We start from the raw sequence: 2,677 nt of genomic DNA, 5'->3' as shown, positions 1-2,677 counted from the left end.
GGCCCGGGGGCAACGAACCTGGGATGGAATTTTTAAAGACATGAGCGACCTAGAACTCGACCCGCAAGCCCTGCAACAGGAAGAAAACTCCCTGATCGCCCTGCGCAAGGAAAAGCTTGCTGCCGAGCGCGCCAAGGGCAATGCCTTCCCGAACGACTTCCGCCGCGAAAACTACTGCGAGCAACTGCAGAAACAGTACGCGGACAAGACCAAGGAAGAGCTGGCAGAGGCTGCGATCCCGGTCAAGGTTGCCGGTCGCATCATGCTCAACCGTGGTTCGTTCATGGTGATCCAGGACATGACCGGGCGCATCCAGGTCTATGTCAACCGCAAGACCCTGTCCGAAGAAACCCTGGCCGCGGTGAAAACCTGGGACATGGGCGACATCATTGCCGCCGAAGGCACCCTGGCCCGTTCCGGCAAGGGCGACCTGTACGTTGAAATGACCAGCGTGCGCCTGCTGACCAAATCCCTGCGCCCGCTGCCGGACAAGCACCACGGCCTGACCGACACCGAACAGCGCTACCGCCAGCGCTACGTTGACCTGATCGTCAACGAAGACGTGCGCCAGACCTTCCGCGTGCGTTCGCAAGTCATCGCCCACATCCGCAGCTTCCTGATGAAACGTGACTTCCTGGAAGTGGAAACGCCGATGCTGCAAACCATTCCGGGCGGCGCGGCAGCCAAGCCGTTCGAAACCCACCACAACGCGCTGGACATGGGCATGTTCCTGCGTATCGCGCCGGAGCTGTACCTCAAGCGCCTTGTTGTTGGCGGCTTCGAGAAAGTGTTCGAGATCAACCGCAACTTCCGTAACGAAGGCGTTTCGACTCGTCACAACCCTGAATTCACCATGTTGGAGTTCTACCAGGCGTACGCCGACTACGAAGACAACATGGACCTGACCGAAGAACTGTTCCGCGAACTGGCGCAGCTGGTTCTGGGCAGCACCGACGTGCCGTACGGCGACAAGGTGTTCCACTTCGGCGAGCCGTTCGTGCGTCTGTCGGTGTTCGACTCGATCCTCAAGTACAACCCCGAGCTGACCGCTGACGACCTGAACGACATCGACAAGGCCCGCGCCATCGCCAAGAAAGCCGGCGCCAAGGTGCTGGGCTTCGAAGGCCTTGGCAAGCTGCAGGTGATGATTTTCGAAGAACTGGTCGAGCACAAGCTTGAGCAGCCGCACTTCATTACCCAGTACCCGTTCGAAGTGTCGCCGCTGGCCCGTCGTAACGACGACAACCCGAACGTCACCGACCGTTTCGAGCTGTTCATCGGTGGTCGTGAAATCGCCAACGCCTATTCCGAGTTGAACGACGCGGAAGACCAGGCCGAGCGCTTCATGGCCCAGGTGGCCGACAAGGACGCCGGTGACGACGAAGCCATGCACTACGACGCTGACTTCGTTCGTGCGCTGGAGTACGGCATGCCGCCAACGGCCGGTGAAGGCATCGGTATCGACCGTCTGGTGATGCTGCTGACCAACTCCCCGTCGATCCGCGACGTGATCCTGTTCCCGCACATGCGGCCGCAAGCGTAAGTGTTTCAATTAAAAAACCGCCTTTTCAGGCGGTTTTTTATTGCCTGTCTGGTACAAACGTATCAACTTGTTACTTTCATCTGAGAGGAAATACCTGTCGTGATTCGTGCAATAGCTCAAGAAGGTGCAGCGGGTGTCGCCACTGCGGTCGCTGAAAGTGTTCAGTACCAGGGCCGCAAGGCCAGCCGACAGGGCAGCGAGCAGCGACGACAGGAAATCCTGGATGCTGCCATGCGCATTGTCGTGCGTGACGGTGTACGGGCCGTAAGGCACCGTGCGGTGGCCGCCGAGGCGCAAGTGCCGTTGTCGGCGACCACTTACTATTTCAAGGATATCGATGACTTGCTCACCGATACCTTCGCCCAATACGTGGAACGCAGTGCGGCGTACATGGGCAAACTGTGGGTGAACAACGAAGGCCTGTTGCGCGACATGATCGCCAGTGGCGATGGCAGCCCGCAGGCGCGCTCGAAACTGGCGGACGATATTGCGCGACTGATGACCGATTACGTTCACCGGCAACTGGTCAATCGCCGTGAACATTTGATGGCCGAGCAGGCGTTTCGTCAGGAAGCATTGCTCAACCCGCGCCTGGCCGAGCTGGTGCGCTCGCATCAGCAAATCCTCCTGCAGGGCTCTTGCCAGCTGTTCCAGGTGCTGGGCTCGCGCGAGCCGCATCAGGATGCCAAGGTGTTGACGGCGATTATCGGCCGGATGGAATATCAGGGGCTGCTCAACGTAGACGAGCCTGCCGCCGAAGAGGAAATGCTCGGCATCCTGACGCGCTACATGCACCTGGTGCTGGCGTCGGTGTAGTTCCGGGCGGGAGTTACCTCTGTAGGAGCGAGCCTGCTCGCGAAGGCGGCTTAACATTCAACATTGATGTTGTCTGGCACACCCTCATCGCGAGCAGGCTCGCTCCTACAGGTCAGCGGTGTATTCATAGGGAGTATTGAATGAAAGCCTGGCGTGTCGTTGTGATCGCCTTGTCGTTCCTGCTGCTCAGTGGCTGTCTGGTGGCCTTCAAGGAACCGCTGCCTGCCAGCGACCCCGCGCCCAAAGGATTGCTCGGCAAATGGACCAGCACCAATGCCTGGGGCGAGCCGCTCAACCTCGAACTGACCCGCATCGGCG

The 2,677-nt window shown here is 59.5% G+C and carries 2 protein-coding genes; both read left to right on the top strand.

All coding sequences use genetic code 11. The features are described 5' to 3' along the window. The first annotated feature begins 40 nt into the window (after window positions 1-40). Entirely contained in the window at window positions 41-1,543 is a 1,503-nt protein-coding gene (lysS, locus tag ACXRVY_RS23270; RefSeq protein WP_057716207.1) for a lysine--tRNA ligase, read from the top strand. Between the two features lie 99 nt (window positions 1,544-1,642). Continuing rightward, window positions 1,643-2,359 (top strand): TetR/AcrR family transcriptional regulator, encoded by a 717-nt coding sequence (locus tag ACXRVY_RS23265; protein ID WP_223458310.1) that lies wholly within the window; start codon window positions 1,643-1,645, stop codon window positions 2,357-2,359. The last annotated feature ends 318 nt before the right edge of the window (window positions 2,360-2,677 follow it).

The sequence above is a fragment of the Pseudomonas sp. P5_A2_2 genome (genome assembly GCF_054177685.1).
The sequence above is the reverse complement of the archived record's forward strand: the minus strand, read 5'-3'. Positions and strand labels throughout refer to the sequence as shown.